Source organism: Paraburkholderia sp. PREW-6R (genome assembly GCF_039621805.1).
Lineage (GTDB): Bacteria > Pseudomonadota > Gammaproteobacteria > Burkholderiales > Burkholderiaceae > Paraburkholderia.
The window spans coordinates 198,827-215,141 of sequence record NZ_CP155074.1 but is presented as its reverse complement, the minus strand read 5'-3'; the positions used below and the strand labels follow the sequence as shown (position 1 = coordinate 215,141).

General features: G+C 62.8%; 16 protein-coding genes. 8 read left to right on the top strand and 8 right to left on the bottom strand.

Features of this window, described 5'->3' with window-relative positions; genetic code table 11:
• Nucleotides 1-108 precede the first annotated feature (108 nt).
• From AAGS40_RS16265 to AAGS40_RS16245, 5 genes are all read right to left on the bottom strand, one after another.
• On the bottom strand, nucleotides 109-816 hold the full coding sequence (locus AAGS40_RS16265; protein WP_345815807.1) for a 4'-phosphopantetheinyl transferase superfamily protein: 708 nt from the start codon (nucleotides 814-816) through the stop codon (nucleotides 109-111).
• Nucleotides 817-910: 94 nt separating this feature from the next.
• Nucleotides 911-1,432, bottom strand: a complete 522-nt coding sequence (locus AAGS40_RS16260) for a hypothetical protein (protein ID WP_345815806.1) — start codon at nucleotides 1,430-1,432, stop codon at nucleotides 911-913.
• 322 nt (nucleotides 1,433-1,754) lie between these two features.
• A complete protein-coding gene (locus tag AAGS40_RS16255; protein WP_345815805.1) occupies nucleotides 1,755-1,994 on the bottom strand; it encodes a DUF2783 domain-containing protein in 240 nt (79 codons plus the stop codon).
• Nucleotides 1,995-2,058: 64 nt separating this feature from the next.
• Nucleotides 2,059-3,777: an FAD-dependent oxidoreductase gene (locus AAGS40_RS16250; protein WP_345815804.1), complete on the bottom strand. Its 1,719-nt coding sequence runs from the start codon at nucleotides 3,775-3,777 to the stop codon at nucleotides 2,059-2,061.
• A gap of 50 nt (nucleotides 3,778-3,827) precedes the next feature.
• The gene (locus tag AAGS40_RS16245; RefSeq protein WP_345815803.1) at nucleotides 3,828-4,787 is read right to left on the bottom strand and encodes an MBL fold metallo-hydrolase; all 960 of its coding nucleotides are present in this window, start codon (nucleotides 4,785-4,787) and stop codon (nucleotides 3,828-3,830) included.
• Between the two features lie 260 nt (nucleotides 4,788-5,047).
• Between AAGS40_RS16245 and AAGS40_RS16240 the strand changes: the two genes are divergently transcribed.
• On the top strand, nucleotides 5,048-5,947 hold the full coding sequence (locus AAGS40_RS16240; RefSeq protein WP_345815802.1) for an IclR family transcriptional regulator: 900 nt from the start codon (nucleotides 5,048-5,050) through the stop codon (nucleotides 5,945-5,947).
• Nucleotides 5,944-6,846: a helix-turn-helix domain-containing protein gene (locus AAGS40_RS16235; protein ID WP_345815801.1), complete on the top strand. Its 903-nt coding sequence runs from the start codon at nucleotides 5,944-5,946 to the stop codon at nucleotides 6,844-6,846. The genes AAGS40_RS16240 and AAGS40_RS16235 overlap by 4 nt, the downstream gene beginning before the upstream one ends.
• 13 nt (nucleotides 6,847-6,859) lie before the next feature.
• On the opposite strand, the gene AAGS40_RS16230 is transcribed toward AAGS40_RS16235, so the two are convergent.
• The 3 genes from AAGS40_RS16230 to AAGS40_RS16220 form a co-directional block, all read right to left on the bottom strand.
• Nucleotides 6,860-7,723 (bottom strand): MurR/RpiR family transcriptional regulator, encoded by an 864-nt coding sequence (locus AAGS40_RS16230; protein WP_345815800.1) that lies wholly within the window; start codon nucleotides 7,721-7,723, stop codon nucleotides 6,860-6,862.
• 115 nt (nucleotides 7,724-7,838) lie between these two features.
• Nucleotides 7,839-8,921 carry a sn-glycerol-3-phosphate ABC transporter ATP-binding protein UgpC gene (gene ugpC, locus AAGS40_RS16225; protein ID WP_345815799.1) on the bottom strand — a complete coding sequence of 361 codons (1,083 nt, stop codon included), beginning with the start codon at nucleotides 8,919-8,921 and terminating at the stop codon, nucleotides 7,839-7,841.
• A 67-nt stretch (nucleotides 8,922-8,988) separates the two neighbouring features.
• Nucleotides 8,989-9,762: an SDR family oxidoreductase gene (locus tag AAGS40_RS16220; RefSeq protein WP_345815798.1), complete on the bottom strand. Its 774-nt coding sequence runs from the start codon at nucleotides 9,760-9,762 to the stop codon at nucleotides 8,989-8,991.
• Between the two features lie 331 nt (nucleotides 9,763-10,093).
• Here AAGS40_RS16220 and AAGS40_RS16215 point away from each other — a divergent pair, with 331 nt between their 5' ends.
• The 6 genes from AAGS40_RS16215 to AAGS40_RS16190 all read left to right on the top strand — a co-directional run bounded on the left by AAGS40_RS16215 (nucleotide 10,094) and on the right by AAGS40_RS16190 (nucleotide 16,307).
• A complete protein-coding gene (locus tag AAGS40_RS16215) occupies nucleotides 10,094-11,326 on the top strand; it encodes a sugar ABC transporter substrate-binding protein (RefSeq protein WP_345815797.1) in 1,233 nt (410 codons plus the stop codon).
• A gap of 160 nt (nucleotides 11,327-11,486) precedes the next feature.
• A complete protein-coding gene (locus AAGS40_RS16210) occupies nucleotides 11,487-12,377 on the top strand; it encodes a sugar ABC transporter permease (protein WP_345815796.1) in 891 nt (296 codons plus the stop codon).
• Entirely contained in the window at nucleotides 12,374-13,225 is an 852-nt protein-coding gene (locus AAGS40_RS16205) for a carbohydrate ABC transporter permease (protein WP_345815795.1), read from the top strand. Before AAGS40_RS16210 ends, AAGS40_RS16205 begins: the two co-directional genes overlap by 4 nt.
• 48 nt (nucleotides 13,226-13,273) lie before the next feature.
• Complete coding sequence (locus AAGS40_RS16200; RefSeq protein WP_345815794.1) at nucleotides 13,274-14,164, top strand: LysR family transcriptional regulator; 891 nt, start codon at nucleotides 13,274-13,276, stop codon at nucleotides 14,162-14,164.
• Between the two features lie 203 nt (nucleotides 14,165-14,367).
• Entirely contained in the window at nucleotides 14,368-15,543 is a 1,176-nt protein-coding gene (locus AAGS40_RS16195) for a CoA transferase (protein WP_345815793.1), read from the top strand.
• The gene (locus AAGS40_RS16190) at nucleotides 15,540-16,307 is read left to right on the top strand and encodes an enoyl-CoA hydratase (protein ID WP_345815792.1); all 768 of its coding nucleotides are present in this window, start codon (nucleotides 15,540-15,542) and stop codon (nucleotides 16,305-16,307) included. Before AAGS40_RS16195 ends, AAGS40_RS16190 begins: the two co-directional genes overlap by 4 nt.
• Nucleotides 16,308-16,315: the final 8 nt, after the last annotated feature.

The window sequence follows — 16,315 nt, the reverse complement described above, 5'->3', positions numbered from 1 at the left end:
TTATCCGGAGGCGCGAGCCGCGGTTGACGGTTAGTTGCGTTTTAAGCGAGCGGGCGTCATTCATTGGACTCGCTCCGCGCAGCAAAGCATGAAAAACGGAAAGAAGCGCTAATGCGGGTCGCGTTCGAACGCTTCGGTCGACCATGCGACACACGCGGCATACCCCGCCGGCGCCATGATCCATTGCGCGGCGACATCGCGCATATCGTCGGGAACGTGTTTGCGCAAGGTGACGCTTTCGCTTTCGCGTGGCAATACTGTCAAGTGATGCAAACCGCGCGGGATGCCGACACCCGTCGTCTTGACCAGCGCTTCCTTTGCCACCCATGCGTCGTAGAACGCGGCGACGCGCCGCGTCGGGTCGAGGCGCCCGATGCAGGATGCTTCATCAGGATCGAGCGTAAGCGCCGCGATGGACCGCCAGTCGAATGGCTCGCGGCACTGCTCGATATCGACCCCTACGCGCCGCGCCGCCGAGATCGCAATCAAGCCATGTGTGCCAGCGTGCGACACATTGAAATCGACACGGGCAGGACCGGCGAGATGCGGGCGGCGGTTTGAATCGAGTGCGAACCGGATACCCGCGGCGGTCACATTCAGATGCGCGGCGAGCGTTTCGCGCAATGCGGCGCGCACGGTGGCGAAGCGCAGCGCGTCCTCGGGCCGGCGAAAGCGGCGAGCGCGACTGCGTTCGTCGTCGCTGATCGAATGGAACGACACGGCGTCGAGCGACACCCCGAAATCGACGTCCACCCGCCATAGCCCAATGTCGGACGGAGCGTCGTGCGGCAGCGGGACAGGACGTAGCGGATTCATCGGCGAAAAATCGAACGGATGGGTGCGATCACGGACATTGAGTGGCGACTGTACGCGATCCGCTCTGCACCGCCAGACTGTCTTCAACGACGCGTCAAGTGGTCGGCTCGTCCAATGTGTGCGGGGTGCGCGACGTGTCAGCTTCATTCACGCGCTGCGCGATATCGCAGTTCCTTGCGCACGACGCGGAATGACAGCACGGCGGGCGAGGCGTGCTTTTCGTACACACAGCGAACTGCCTTGCCCACACTGCGTCGGCAAGCGATATTGCGCCGTTGTTGCGGGCCAGTTTGTCCCGGCATGCTGCAAGCGTCGCGGCCAGCGCCCTGGCGTTCAGCGGATGTGCGTAGTTGACGGCCGGGTAGTCGCCGAATAACTGCTCCAGCGACGAGTCTTCACCGCGTGCCTGCTGTTCTTCCGCAAGTTGCGCGGCGATTTGCAGTGCATCGCGTTCGATCTCGTTGAAAAACGCTTCGGGCAGTGTGAGGCGAGGCGCGTAGCGGGAGATCCAGAACAGCGCCGATTCCACGAACTGCTCGCGCGACAGCCATTTTCCATCGACCCGCATCGACGCCAGTTCCTGCACGACCAGGTCACTAATCAAAAAAATTTTCATCTCGTGTCTCTTCTCAGCCGGGCGCGGGAAAGTTCCCACCGGCAGTGCACGAGGACTCAGCTCCCCAATCAATCTGGCTTGCCCGATCGTCACACAGCATGCGATCTCATCGTTCCTCGTTCGATTCGCCGTGGAGTATGGCCGAGCGGCACGAGGCTTTTGATAAGAGGAGTCCGATACTACGAAGCGCACCTGCGAGCGAGACCATCAGGGGTTCGGTCTCGTCGAACTGGGTGGCTTAAGTCTGTAAAGATAAGTGGCGCGGCCTGAGCTGCCGTGCTTTTGCGCCAGAGGTCAGCGCAAGAAATGAAGCGAGCCAGCCTCACGCCGCCAACGAGTGATGCGCTACGGCGTGCCGCGAAGCGGTGTCGATCACGCCATCGCGCGCATGCTGCATGGCTTCGAGCAGCGTGGCGTGATCGCCAATGTGGTTGGCGAGCAGCAGGATCAACTGCGCGTTCGCAGACTGGCTCTGCGCATCATCCAGATCACGATGCATGTCGATGAGCGCCTCGTAGAAATCGTCGGGGCGAGCGAGGTTGGGTTGCGTATTCAATTGCATGTCTGTCTCCAACGATTTCTTTTATGAACAACTGGCGTTTTGCTGATTGAACCGGACGCCACCCTTATGCCGTGCCTTCCACGCACAACGCGCGCTTCAACGCATGGCCGACTGCTGCAGCGTCGAGCCTGCGCCAGCGTGCGCAAACATGCTGGTCCGGGCGGATCAGGTAGAACGTCCCAGGTTGAGCGTCGTAGCGCGCATGCGCGAGACCTTGCTGGTCGAATACCGTCCGTACGCCTGTCAGCGTGATCTCTCGCATGTCGCCACGCATTACCACTACCAGCTTCAGCGGAATCGGGCCGCTCAGCAGACTGTCGAGCGCGGCCCGCGCCGACGAATCGAGCGGCTGCTCGCCGCAAAACAGCACACCAGTAAACTGCTGCCCCAGTTGCTGCAACAGCCAGCCCGCTTGCGCACCGACCTGAACCGGCGCATCGACACACGCGGTGCCCGGCACCATTGGCCCGTTGAACGGATCGGCGTCCGCGGTGTTCAACGGAGAGTCGCGCAATACAGCCGGCACCGACAGGCGCCCGCTGTTCGTCAATTGCCGCGCGAACGGATGCTCGCGCGACAGTTTCAGCACGGCGTCGCGAAACACGCGGCTCACAGGACTTTTCGGGGTGATGAAGTCTGTCGAGCGCGTGGAATGGCGGATGTTTTCGTCGGCGGCAAATTCGCGTTCGCTTGCATACGTGTCGAGCAACGCGTCCGGTGCCTGACCTGCGAGCACCATCGCCAGTTTCCAGGCGAGGTTCTCCGCGTCCTGCACACCGCTGTTTGCGCCACGCGCGCCGAACGGCGACACGCCATGCGCGGAGTCGCCCGCGAACAGCACGTTGCCATGCCGGAAGCGCTCCATCCGCAAGCACGAAAAGGTGTAGACACTGACCCATTCCAGCTCGAACTTCGCGTCCTCGCCGAGCAGCGCCCGAACGCGCGGAATGACACGCTCGGGCGTTCTTTCGAGCACTGGGTCGGCGTCCCATCCCAACTGGAAATCGATCCGCCATACGTTGTCCGGCTGACGATGCAGCAGCACCGACTGATTCGGATGAAACGGTGGATCGAACCAGAACCAGCGCTCGGTGGGGAAGTCCGCTTCCATTTTCACGTCGGCAATCAGGAAGCGGTCCTTGAAGGTCACGCCCTTGCTGTCGAGACCCATCAGATTGCGAATCGGGCTGCGCGATCCGTCCGCGGCCACCACATAACGGCCACGCAGCGGATACGGGCCGTCCGGCGTGTCGACCGTCAGCGTCACCGTGGCGTCTGGCGAACCGGGCGCGCCGCGCTGTTCGATGCCCACGACCTTGCTCTTCCAGCGTATCTCCAGATTCGACATTGCCTGCGCGCGTTCGAGCAGAAAGCCTTCGACGTAGTATTGCTGCAGGTTGATGAACGCAGGCCGATTGTGCCCGGCTTCCGGTTGCAGATTGAACGTGTACACGAGTTCGTCTTGCAGGAACACTTTGCCGACGTTCCAGCTAATGCCCTTGTCCACCATGCGCTGACCGCATCCGAGCCGGTCGAAAATATCGAGCGACCGCTTCGAAAAGCAGATTGCGCGCGATCCTGTGGACAACGAACAGTCGTCGTCCACCAGCACGACGGGCACGCCCTGCTGTGCGATGTCGATCGCCGTTGCCAGACCGACCGGCCCCGCGCCGACTACGATCACCGGATGCGCCGGCGGCTCCGCGCCGGGTTGCGCACCTTGCTCACGTTGTTCCCGGCACGGCTGATAATCGAACGACAGCGTCTGGTAGTTGATGCTCATCTTGTGTCTCCGTCCTTCTCTGCCCGGCTTCGCGATGCGTCTTTTTCTGGTCAGGCCTGCAGCGCGTCCCACATCTCCTTGTCACGTTGCGCAGTCCAGATGCGCGGATGCGTTATGCCGCTCGCTTCGTCGAACGCGCGCGACACGTCGAACGGCAGGCAGTGCTCGTAGATGAACACGTGGCCGAACTTCGGGTCCATCGCTTTGCGCGTGTGCGCCATGGCGGCCTTCAGGTCGAGTTTCTGTTCGACCGCCTCGCGGCCCTGCTGCAACAACGTGGTAACGAAGTCTTTCGTGTAGTCGAGACCCTTGTTCACGTCTTCCGGCGTGGTGAGCGCCGGGCCGCGACCGGGCACAAGCTTGTCCGCGTTCAGCGCGCGCAGCGCTTCGAGCGTGGCGGGCCACTGTTCGAGTTGCGCGTCGCCGCAATAGCAGGCCGCGTCGTACTCGACGAGGTCGCCGGAAAACAGCACTTTCTGCGACGGCAGCCACACCACCGTATCGCCCTTCGTATGCCCCGCGCCGAGATGCGCGATCCGCACTTCGAGCTTGCCGAGAAAGAGCGTCATTTCCTTTTCGAACACGAGCGTGGGCCAGGTCAAACCGGGCACCGTTTCGACGCCGGCGAAAAGACGCGGAAACCGCTCGATCTCCGACTTCATGTCCGCTTCGCCGCGCTCGACGATCATTTCATAGGTTCCGCGGCTTGCAATGATTTCCTGCGCGCCTTCTTTGAAATACGCCGACGCGCCAAGCACGCGAACCGCGTGGTAGTGCGACAGCACCACGTATTTGATCGGCTTGTCCGTGACGCTGCGAATCTTCGCGATAAGGTCTTGCGCCATGGCCGGCGTGGCGGTGGTGTCGACGATCAGCACGCCGTCGTCGCCGATGATCACGCCCGAATTCGGATCGCCTTCGGTGGTGTACGCGTAGGCGTTGTCGGACAGCCTGGTCCACGTGACTTTCTTGACTTCCAGATCGGCCTGAGATGCGAATGCCTTTGCCATGCTTGTCTCCTCGAAGATGTGGGCTTGAGGCGAGACAGCCGGCCGTGCGCTTGCACGGTGACACGCTGGATTGAAGGGTTGTCTCGCCCCGTTCTGACTCTGTGACTGCACCGGTGTGTCGGGGTGAAAACATCTTATGGCGGCAGCGAAATATTTGTCAATAGCGAAATGTATCGCTATACGCAAATCTCACGAAGCATAAGATAACGTTCTCCGGGACGCCGCTGCGCTCGCTGCTCACGCGCATGCGCTCGGTTATCATGAACCCCTTTTTACGGACGAGGGCGGGCGTGAGCAGAACAGCAAAGCCGGCGGCAGGTCGGACGCCAAGCGGCGGCGCAGAGCCGTCCGACGGCGGCAGGTCGCAACGCGGCATCCAGAGCGTGGAAGTCGGCGGCCGCGTGTTGCTCGCGCTGGCTCAGGCGCGCGCACCGCTGGCGTTATCCGATCTCGCCAGCGCTGCGCAGATCGCGCCGGGACAGGCGCACGCATACCTCGTCAGCCTGACCCGGCTGGGTCTGATCAAACGCGACGACCTGTCGGGCCGCTATGAACCGGGGCCGCTTTCGTTGCGGCTTGGTCTGCTTCATCTGGAAAACCAGCCGGCGTTTCGCGCCGCCGTGCCACGCGTCGCCGCGCTGGCGGAGGCGATCGGCTTCAGCGTCGCGGTCTGTATTGCCGGGCCGCAAGGGCCGACGATCGTCCGTTACGAGCACGCGGGATTCCCGCTGCATGTGAATCTGCACGTCGGCACGGTGATGTCTTTGCCGGCCACATCGACCGGACGCGTGTTTTGCGCCTATCTGCCGGATGACGCGCTCAATGCGATGTGGGCGAATCAGTCCGGCGTCGCGAACGGCCCGATCTCGCCGCCTGACGAAAGCGCCGCATTTGCCGCCGCACTGAACGATATTCGCGCGCGCCGTCTCGCACGGAGTGTCGACGCGCCGAGTCCGGGCATCAGCAGCCTGAGCGCGCCGGTGCTCGACGCCGACGGCCGCCTGTCGCTCGCACTGACGGTGATCGGCCCGACCGGCGCAATCGACGTCGCCGCCGACGGTCCCATCGCCCGCGCGTTGCTCGCCACTGCGCGGGACATCGGCGCTCAACTGGCGGCAACGCCTTCCTTGCTGGCATCGCTGGCATCGCTCGCATCGTGACCGATTCCTTCGACACATCGCGCGACGCGTCCGCGGCCTCAGCTGACAGCAAACCGCAGCGCGGCATCCAGTCGCTCGACAGCACGGGCGAACTGCTGGCCGCGCTCGTCGCGGCGGCGCGCCCGCTGACGTTGCGCGATCTGGCGGCCGCCGCAGGCATGCCGCCCGCCAAGGCGTTTCCGCATCTGGTGAGTTTGCTGAAAATCGGGTTACTCGGCCGCGACGCGTCGGGCTGCTTCGAGGCGGGACCGCTCGCGCTGGAGCTTGGGCTGATCGGCCTGCAACGCCTGTCCCCAACGCGGGAGGCAGAGCCGGAACTGGTGGAACTGGCGGTGACGACGGGCATGAGCGTCGCGATGGCCGTGCTCGGGCCGCTTGGTCCGACCGTCGTGCGTCTGGAGGAATCGGCGCGGCCGCTGCACGTGAGCTTGCGGGTCGGCACGGTGATGTCGCTGGTGAATACCGCGATTGGACGCGTGTTTTCGGCTTACGTCGCCGATGATGTGCGCGCCGGGCTGCTGGCACAGGATCATTTGCGACTGGCGGGCGCCAGCGCTCGGGATGTCATGGTGGACGCGGCGGCGACTTCGACAAGCGCGGGACAAGGCGCGGCGGCCTTGAAACCGGCTTACGCGCAGCGTCTTGCACGTATCCGCGCAGAGGGCGTGGATACCGCATTGAGCCGGCCCGTGCCCGGCATCAACACACTGGCCGCGCCAGTGCTCGACCATACCGGCAGCATCTGTCTCGTACTCGCTTTAATGGGGCCGAGCGGCAGTTTCGACAGTGCACTCGCAGGTGAGCCGGCGAGAACATTGCAGGCCGCCACAGCGCGGTTATCGCGGCGGTTCGGCTGGATAGCCGGCGCTGCGGAGAACGCCGGCCAAAGCGCCGGGTAGTCGCCACCTCGTCCTAGTCCCCCGCCGCCTCCGGCTCGTGCGACGCCAGCCGCGCCTTCGCGTGCCGCATCTTTTCGAGCGTCGCCGGCCCCGCCTTGAGCGCGACGCCAATCGCCAACGCGTCCATGATGCACAGGTGCACGAGTCGCGATACGCCCGGCGTGTTCGGTTCGACCGGGCTCGGCACGCGCAGCAGCAGCGGAATGTCGACCAGCCACGCGAGCCGCGAGCCGACATTCGTCAGCGCGATCGTGGTCGCGCCGCGCTCCTTTGCGATCTGGATGCTCTCGTTCACCTCGACACTGCGCCCTGAGTGCGAGATGGCGAACGCGACGTCGCCCGGCTCCATCAGCCCGGCATACAGACGCTGCAAATGACCATCCGTGAAAGCAGTCGACGCAATGTCGAGCCGCAGAAAGCGCAACGCCGCGTCTTGTGCGACCAGCCCCGAACCGGAGCCGACGCCAAAGAAAAACACCCGACGCGCGCTCGATAGCGCCGCAATGGCGCTTTCCACCACAGCCGGGTCCAGTGCGCCGCGTGCGTGCTCGATCCCGTCCATTGCCGCTTCGCCGACCTTGTCCATCAGCGTCTGCACGTCGTCGTCGCGCGAAACGGCCGTGGACGCATACGGCATCCCGCCCGCCACGCTCTGTGCAAGCAGCATCTTGAAGTCGCGCAATCCATGTGCGCCGATCGCGCGGCAAAAGCGCGTGACGGAGGGCTCCGACACCTCCGCGCGCTGCGCGAGTTCGGTGATGCTCGCGCGCATCGCGAAGTCGACGTCGCTCAGCACCATATCGGCCACCTTGCGCTCGGCGGGCCGCAAGTTGGCGAGTGCGCTGCGGATGTGGGGAATCAAGTTCGGTGCGGACACCCGGTGTTCCTTGTGGGTTAAACGATCCCGCGTCGCGGCGCCGCGTGGGTTGCGCCGGTGGCCGCCTCGATCGAACCGAACGAAGCACCCGCCGGCCCAGGCGGCGACACGCGGTTCAGACCAGTCTGCGTCCACTCTCCGTATCGAACAGGTGAATGTGCGCGGCCGGCAGACGCAGCGTGACGCGCTCGCCGGGCACGATCTTCGAACGCTGACGGGTTGTCACGCACCACGCGCTGCCGCCGATCTTCCCGTACAGATGCGTCTCCGCGCCGGTTGGCTCGACCACTTCGACTTCCAGCGTCGCGTCCGGCGTCGACGTCATCGTTTCAATGTGCTCGGGACGCACGCCGAGCGTAACCTTTGCGCCTGTTTTCGCCGACGCGGGCGCGCCTTCGATCACGATCTCGCCACCGTCCATGAGTTTCAGTGCAAGGCCCGCGCCTTGCGCGCGATTCACGAGCACGCCTTCCGCGAAATTCATTGACGGCGAGCCGAGAAAGCTTGCAACGAACAGATTCGCGGGATGATCGTACAGTTCGAGCGGCCGACCAATCTGCTCGATGCGCCCCGCGTTCATCACGACGATGCGGTCAGCCATTGTCATCGCTTCGATCTGGTCGTGCGTGACATAGATCACCGTGTTCTTCAGACGCTGATGCAGCGCCTTGATCTCGGTACGCATCTGCACGCGTAACTTCGCGTCGAGATTGGACAGCGGTTCGTCGAACAGGAAGAGCGACGGCTCGCGCACCACCGCGCGGCCCATTGCGACACGCTGCCGCTGACCGCCCGACAGCGCACGCGGCAAACGGTCCAGGTAGCTGCCGAGATTGAGCATCTTCGCGGCGGCCTCGATGCGCGGCTTGAACCGCTCCGACGACTCCTTGCGGATGCGCGGTCCGAACGCGATATTTTCGTACACCGAAAGATGCGGATACAGCGCGTAGCTCTGGAACACCATCGAAATATTGCGCTGCTGCGGGGCAAGCGTGTTGGCGCGCGTGCCGCCGATCATCAGATCGCCGCCACTGATTTCCTCGAGCCCCGCCACCATGCGCATCAACGTGCTTTTACCGCAGCCGGACGGCCCGACCAGCACGACAAATTCGCCGTCGTCGATGTCGAGATCGATGCCGTGCACCACTTGCGTGTCGCCATAGCGTTTGAAAATGCCGCTTAGTTGCACTGCTGCCATGCTGTCCTCGCCGTCGTTGACTCGTGCTTCGTTTGCTCGTGCTGGGTAGACTATGCGCCCGATACGCTCAAAGCGATTCGAGCGTGAGTTCTTCCGCCATCAGGCGATTGCCGGCCATCAGGCCGCCGTCGACCGGCAACGCGACGCCGGTAATCACGCGCGCCATAGCCGACGCGAGAAACAGCACGGCGTCGGCGATGTCGTCGGGTGTCGCGAAGTCGCGCAACGGGTACCACTTCTTCAGATCCTCGAACACCTGCGGGTTCTTGTCGACCCGCGCCTGCCAGGCCTGCGTTTTCACGGTGCCCGGACACACGATGTTCGCGCGGATGCCGTAGCGCCCAAGCTCGATAGCCAGCGATTTCGTATAGCTGATCAACCCGGCCTTCGCCGCGCTATATGCCGGATGCCCAAGCGCCGCCATGCCGTTGACCGAACCGATCAGCACGATCGAACCTTGCTCGCGCTCGATCATCGATGGGCGAATGGCTTCCACCGTGTGATAGGTGCCGTTCAGATTCAGATGAATGTCGCGCTGCCAGCTGGCCGCGTCCGTTCTCGCCAGCGTCAGGCCTTCGGCTGCGCCCGCATTGGCGACGAGCACGTCCACCGGGCCCGACACACCGGCGGCTGCCTGCACCGCCTGCTGCACGGCTGCGGCATCGCCCAGATCGACCGCCACCGGCGTGACCTGCGTCTCACCGAGTTGCGCGGCAAGCGCTTTCAACGCCGCCGCATCGATGTCGAGCGCCAGCACCTTGTCGCCTTCCTGCACGAAGCGTTTGCACAGCACGCTGCCGATGCCGCCGCATGCGCCCGTAACCAGTACTACCCGATTCATATGCACCCTCTCTGCCCGAGCCGCCGTCAACTGCACGCAGGCGTGTAAATTTCCTACAAAACGCGGTTTGCCACTTTCCCTACGCCGTCCCGAAGATTGGGACTCCCGTGCATCCCATCACGCGGAACACCCTGCTATACGGCATCTTATGCACAAAAGCAGCCTGGAAAAAATAGCGCAGACCCTACGTGACAAGCAATTTTGCGTCATGTAGGATTTTTTCAAACAATTTAACCCAGCGGCCGGCGACGGCAGCAGACCACCCCACCATCATCGGATGGGACCGGAGTCAGCGCGAGAGCGCCCACTTCGTTCGACACAGGAGAGAGAAATGTCGTTGCAAGCCCGTGCTTCCCTCGCGCTAGGCAAAGTCGCCGTCGCGCTCGCGTTTGCAGGTATCGCCGTCGCGGCTCACGCCGATACGGTCCGCGTCACCGTCGCCCATTACAGCGACGCGACCGCGCCGTACTTCGAGAAAATGGCGCGCAACTTCGAGAAGGCCAATCCCGGCACCACCATCAAGATCGAGGACGTGAACTGGGACACGCTGCAACAAAAGCTGCAAACGGACATCTCCGGCGGCGCGAATGCGGACCTTGCGATTGTCGGCACGCGCTGGCTGCTCGACTTCGTGAAGGACGATGTCGCCGAACCGCTCGACGGTTACATGGATGCGAGCTTCAAGAGCCGCTTTATCGGCCCGTTCCTCGCGCCGGGCGAAATCAACGGCAAGATCTACGGTTTGCCGATCGCCGCGTCGGCACGCGCGCTCTACTACAACAAGGATCTGCTCGCGAAGGTCGGCTATCCCGACGGCCCGAAGACCTGGAACGACGTGATCGACGCGTCGAAGAAGCTGAAGGCGCAGGGCATTGCCGGCTTCGGTCTGCAGGGCAAGGAAATCGAAACGGACGTCTACTACTACTACGCGCTGTGGACCAACGGCGGCGAAGTCGTCGGCAAAGACAACAAGGCGGCGTTCAACTCGCCGGCCGGCATCAAGGCCGCTACGCTGTACAAGTCGATGATCGATCAGGGTCTGACACAACCGGGCGTCACCGGCTATAGCCGCGAAGACGTACAGAACCTGTTCAAGCAAGGCCGCGTCGCAATGGTCATTTCGGCGCCGTTCCTCTCGAAGCAGATCAAGAAGGAAGCGCCGAACCTGAAATACGGCATTGATCCGATTCCGATGGGCACCACGCACGCTACCTATGCGGTGACGGACTCGATCGTGATGTTCAAGAATTCCAAGGTGAAGAAGTCGGCATGGAAGTTCCTCGACTACCTGTTCACGAAGGAACCGCGCGTCGAGTTCACCAGCACCGAAGGTTTCCTGCCCACGACGAAGGCCGAGGCGACGGACCCGGCGTTCAACGATCCGGACATCAAGGCATTCGTCGCGCTGTTGCCGACGGCGAAATTCGCACCGACCGTGACGGGCTGGGAAGACACCGCCAAAGCCGTGACGGACGCAATGCAGTCGATCTACTTGGGCAAGGCCAAACCGGCCGATGCGTTGAACGCCGCAGCCGCGCAGGCGAACAAGTCGCTCGGTCATTGAGCCATTACCGGGTGTGAGCTGAATCGTTGAATACGGAACGCGCGCCCGTTTAACCCGGCGCGCGTTCCGGTTGTCATGCATGACCCGCACCAGGCAGCACCTATCCGGCCCATCCCGTCGCACCCGTTCGAGAGCGGGCGCGCCTTACGATCGAGCACGCATGAGCCGTTCCGCTTCTTCGCGCCTGCAAGCGCCTTGGTTGCTGATTGCGCCGAGTCTGATTCTGGCGCTATTCATCATCAGCTATCCGATTTTCAACATCGTGTGGCAATCGCTGCATGAAGTGTCGCGCTTCGGCGCGATCCGCGATTTCACCGGTCTGCAGAATTTCATTACGATTTTCAGCGATCCCGCGTTTCTCGACGCCGCGCGGCGCACGATCGTCTGGACTGTCTGCGTGGTAGGCGGCACCGTGCTCATCTCCGTGCCGGTCGCGCTGGTGCTGAATCAGGACTTCTATGGGCGCGGCGTGGCGCGCACCATCGTCATGTTGCCGTGGTCCGTGTCGCTTACGATGACCGCCGTAGTCTGGCGCTGGGCCTTTAACGACGACTATGGCATGGTCAACGTGACGCTGCAGCGGCTAGGCTTGATCAGCGGTCCGATCCATTGGCTCGCCACACCGGAACTCGCGTTTCCGGTTGAAATCGCCGTCGGCATTCTGGTCTCCGTGCCGTTCACGGTGACGATTCTGCTCGGCGGATTGTCGTCGGTGCCGGGCGATATCTACGAAGCCGCCCGCATGGACGGCGCCAGTGCGTGGCAGCAATTCCGCAGGCTGACCCTGCCGCTGCTGCGGCCGTTTATCAACATGACCATTCTGTTGAACGTGATCTACGTGTTCAACTCGTTCCCGATTATCTGGGTAATGACGCAAGGCGGTCCGGACAACAGCACGCATATTCTCGTCACCTATCTGTACGAACTCGGCTTCCGGCTCGGCCGTCCCGGCGAAGCCGCAGCGGTCTCGCTGATCATGCTCGTCATGCTGTTCGTTTTCTCGATCGCCTATCTGCGCCTGCAGCCTGCGAAAGAAGGAGATCCGTCTTGAGACTCAGTGTAAAAATGAAGCGCACGTTGTGGTGCTGGCTTGCGCTTTCGCCGCTGATCGTCGTCGTGCTGTTTCCGTTCGCGGTGATGCTGTTCACCGCGCTCAAGCCGGCTTCCGAGATTTTCGTGTATCCCGCGCGCTGGCTGCCGGTTCACTGGCAGTGGCGCAATTTCTCCGACATGTGGGTGGCCGCGAACTTCGGCGTCGCGCTGCGCAACAGCACGGTCATCAGCCTGCTCTCGACCGCGCTCGCGCTGGCGGTGAGTCTGCCGGCCGCTTACGCGTTGGCGCGCTTTCCGTTTCGCGGCAAGAGTCTGTATCGACAGTTCCTGCTCGTCACGCAAATGTTGTCGCCCATCCTGCTCGTGGTGGGCCTGTTCCGGCTTGCCGCGATGATTCCTTACGGCGACGGCAATCTCGTCGACTCGAAGATCGGCGTGATCGTGTCGTACGCGGCGTTTAACATCGCTTTCGCGGTGTGGATGCTGTCATCGTATTTCCAGACCGTGCCGCGCGATCTCGAAGAATCGGCGTGGCTCGAAGGATGTTCGAGAACGCGCGCGGTCTTCAAGGTGTTTCTGCCGCTCGCCGTACCCGCGATCGTCGTCACGGCGATCTTCACGTTCATCAATGCGTGGAACGAGTTCGCGGTGGTCTACACGCTGATCCGCTCGCCTGAAAACAAGACGCTGACCGTGCAGGTGACGGACATGGTCGCGGGCAAATACGTAGTCGAATGGCATCTGGTCATGGCCGCCACGCTTTGCGCAACGCTGCCGGTTTCAATCGTGTTCGCGTGGTTGCAACGGTATCTGGTGAAAGGCCTCGCGCTGGGCGCGGTGAAGTAGCATTCAGGATTCGCGCACCATTGCGCCTCCTGAGCCTTTTCTATCCCAGTGAAATTCGACACGACCACCGTCCGGCTCGTTCTCGCCATCGTGGACGAAGGCAGCATCTCCCGCGCCGCCGACAAGCTCAGCCTCGCCGTCGCCGCCGCCTCGCGGCGCGTGTCGGACCTGGAGGAACAGTTGGGCGCGAAACTGTTCAAACGCGTGCCGCACGGTGTCGAAGTCACCGAATCCGGCGTCAAGCTGCTGCAATACATACGGCAGATCGACAATCTGATCGATCGCCTGGACGGCGACGCGAAGGCGCTCAATCACGGTCTCGACGGGCGCATCATCATCGGTGCGCCGAAGGCGGTCGTCATCCAGTTTCTCGCGCGCGAGATTGCCGACATTCAGCGCAAGTATCCCGGCATTTCGCTGAAAATCGTCGAAGAGAACAGCAAGATCGTGCAGCAACTGCTGCGCGACAAAGTGATCGACGTGGGCATCTACGAGAAGAAGAGCGGCTTTCTGGACCTCGCCAAGTCGCCGTATAAAGAAGACCGGCTCGTGCTCGTGTACAGCCGCCCGCACTTCACGTTCGGCACGGGTCCGATCGGCATCGACGAGATTCTCGATCTGCCGATCGTGAGTCTCGGCAAAGGCTCGGCGGTGCTATCGGCGGTCGAGCGCGCTTATCGCAGCCGCGGCCGGCTGTTCCCTGACAACTTCACCGCGAGCGGCTTCGACACCATGCTCGCGATGGTGCGCCACGGCCTCGGCATTGGTCTGATGCCTCCCGACGTGCTGCGCAGCTTCCATCCCGAGGCGGCGATTGCGTCGGCGGAACTCGAGGGCGACTGGCATCAGCGCAGCTACGTGCTGTCGTGTGTCGAAGGACACGCGCAGGAGCACACGCTGCGCAACGTCGTAACCGAGCTGCTCGCGCCGCCCGCCTAGCCCTTCGGCCACACCGCTCCTGAAAGAGAAGTCCTCGCCGGAACCGGCCGGTTTCGCCATCCGCGAAACCAGCCATGCTCTGGGCATCCTTGCGGCCGTCTCCCGCGAGGCGGAGAGTGAGAACCAAAGAGCGCCAACCCTGCCGGGCATCGTCCGGCGCGGTCTGGCGCATCAACTCACGACTTCCACGGAGGAGACTCGGCATGGCCGAAACCCAACATTTACCCCTTCAAGGCATCCGCGTACTCGACGTGAGCCAGGTGATGGCAGGCCCGTTCGCCTGCATGCTGCTGGCCGATCTGGGCGCGGACGTGATCAAGGTGGAACCGCCCGAAGGCGACCAGACGCGCGGCGCGATGGGCTTCAAGATGAAGGGACCGGACAGCATGGGTTTCCTGAACATGAACCGCAACAAGCGTTCGATCACGCTCGATCTGAAAAGCGACGAGGGCCGCGAACGCTTCTACAAGCTGGCCAAAACCGCCGACGTGATCGTCGAGAACTACCGGCCCGGTGTGGTGCAACGGCTGCGGGTCGACTATGAGTCGATCAAGGCGATCAACCCGAAGATCGTCTATGTCAGCATTTCGGGCTTTGGTCAGAGCGGTCCGTGGGCCATGCGGCCAGGCTTCGACCTGATGGCGCAAGCCATGTCCGGCGTGATGAGCGTGACTGGCTACAAAGGTGGAAAGCCCGTCAAAGCCGGCGTGCCGGTGGCGGATATCGGCTGCGCACTGTTCGCGGTTTATGGCCTGCTCTCGGCCTACATCGGCGCGCAGAAAACGGGCGAAGGTCAGCACATCGACGCGTCGCTGTTCGATTCGGTGATGGCATTCTCGATCTGGGACATGTCGGAATACTGGGGCACCGGCGTGCCGCCGACGCCGCTCGGCACGAGCAACAAGATGAGCGCGCCGTATCAGGCGGTGAAGGCGCGCGACGGCTACTTCGTATTCGGCGCGACCAACCAGAAGCTGTGGAAGAAACTGTGCGAACTGCTGGCGCGGCCGGATTTGTTCGAACACGAAGATTACGCAACGGTGCCGCTTCGGCTGAAAAATCGCGAAGTGATGATCGAAGCGCTCGAACAGGAATTCGCGAAACGCGATAGCGCCGACTGGGTCGACGCAATGCTGGCGGCCGGCATTCCGGCGGGCCCGATCCTGTCCTATCCGGAAGCGTTCGGGAGCGAGCATGCCACGTACCGTCGCATGTGCATGGAGATCGATCACCCGAATGAAGGCAAGGTGAAGAACATCGGCTTTCCCGTCAAGATGCTCGGCACGCCGCAAACGGTGCGTCGTCATCCCCCGCTGCTCGGCGAGCACAACGACGAGATCTTCGCCGAGATCGACGCGATCGACGGGACCGCGCCATGAGCGAATTCGTTCAGCTCACGGTTCACCCAACGGGCGCGGCGGAAATCGTCATCGACCGCCCCGAGCGGCATAACGCGATGTCGCTCGACATGTACGATTCGCTGCTCGCGCTAATCGACCAATGCGAGCAGAACGGCGCCGTGCGCGCCATTCTGTTTCGCGGCGCGGGCGGCAAGTCGTTCATCGCCGGCACCGACATCGCCTACTTCAAGGACTTCCGCGACGGACGCGACGGCGTCGCCTACGAGGCATTCGTCGAGCGTGTGATCGACAGGGTCGAGCGCATTGCACTGCCGACAATCGCGGTCATCGATGGCTGGGCCGTAGGCGGCGGCCTCGCGCTCGCCACTGCGTGCGATTTTCGCGTTTGCAGCGAGAGCTCGCGCTTCGGTGCGCCGATCGCGAAGACGTTGTCCAACACGCTGTCGTCGCGCAATATCGCCCGGCTGCAGGCGGCGCTCGGCGTGCCGCGCGTGAAGAAGATGCTGATGCTCGCCGACTACCTCACCGCACAGGAGGTCGAAGCGTGCGGCTTCGTCTATCAGGTGTGCGCGCAGCACGCGCTGCAGGATGCGGCGCACACGCTCGCGCAGCGGCTCATGACGCTTTCCCCCGTTACGCAGAAGGCGGTCAAGGAAAGCTTGCGGCGCATTGTCGTCGAACAGCGGCTGGACGATGAAGATCTGGTGGACACGGTGTACGGCAGCGACAATTTCAAAAAGGCCGTGATCGCTTTCACCTCGGGCTCGTCGAAAAAACAATAGCCGAATAC